This window comes from Photorhabdus viridis, assembly GCF_040256935.1.
Taxonomy (GTDB): Bacteria; Pseudomonadota; Gammaproteobacteria; order Enterobacterales; family Enterobacteriaceae; genus Photorhabdus; species Photorhabdus viridis.
Genome location: NZ_JBEJZY010000596.1, coordinates 1 through 223, shown reverse-complemented (window position 1 = coordinate 223; position 223 = coordinate 1). Strand labels below are relative to the sequence as shown.

Genomic DNA, 223 nt, shown 5'->3' with positions numbered 1-223 from the left:
TGTGGTGTTCCGCCTGCGCCACCCGCACCCGGAACGGGAGTTCTGCGTCCAGTACCGGGAAACCGATTTTGACTTTCTGCACCGGCTGACCGCCGAAGAAGGCCTGTTTTATTTCTTTGAATTCACCGGCAACAAGAACACCCTGGTGTTCGCCGACGTCGCGGGCGCCCTCGCCACAGGCCCGGTCCTGCCCTATCACCCGGGTGAGGCGACCCAGGCACAA

General features: G+C 62.3%; 1 protein-coding gene. It reads left to right on the top strand.

Translation table 11 applies throughout. The annotated features are described in order from the left end of the window. Positions 1-223: contractile injection system protein, VgrG/Pvc8 family (locus ABR397_RS24710; RefSeq protein ID WP_350307971.1), on the top strand; the 223-nt coding region annotated here is incomplete at both ends.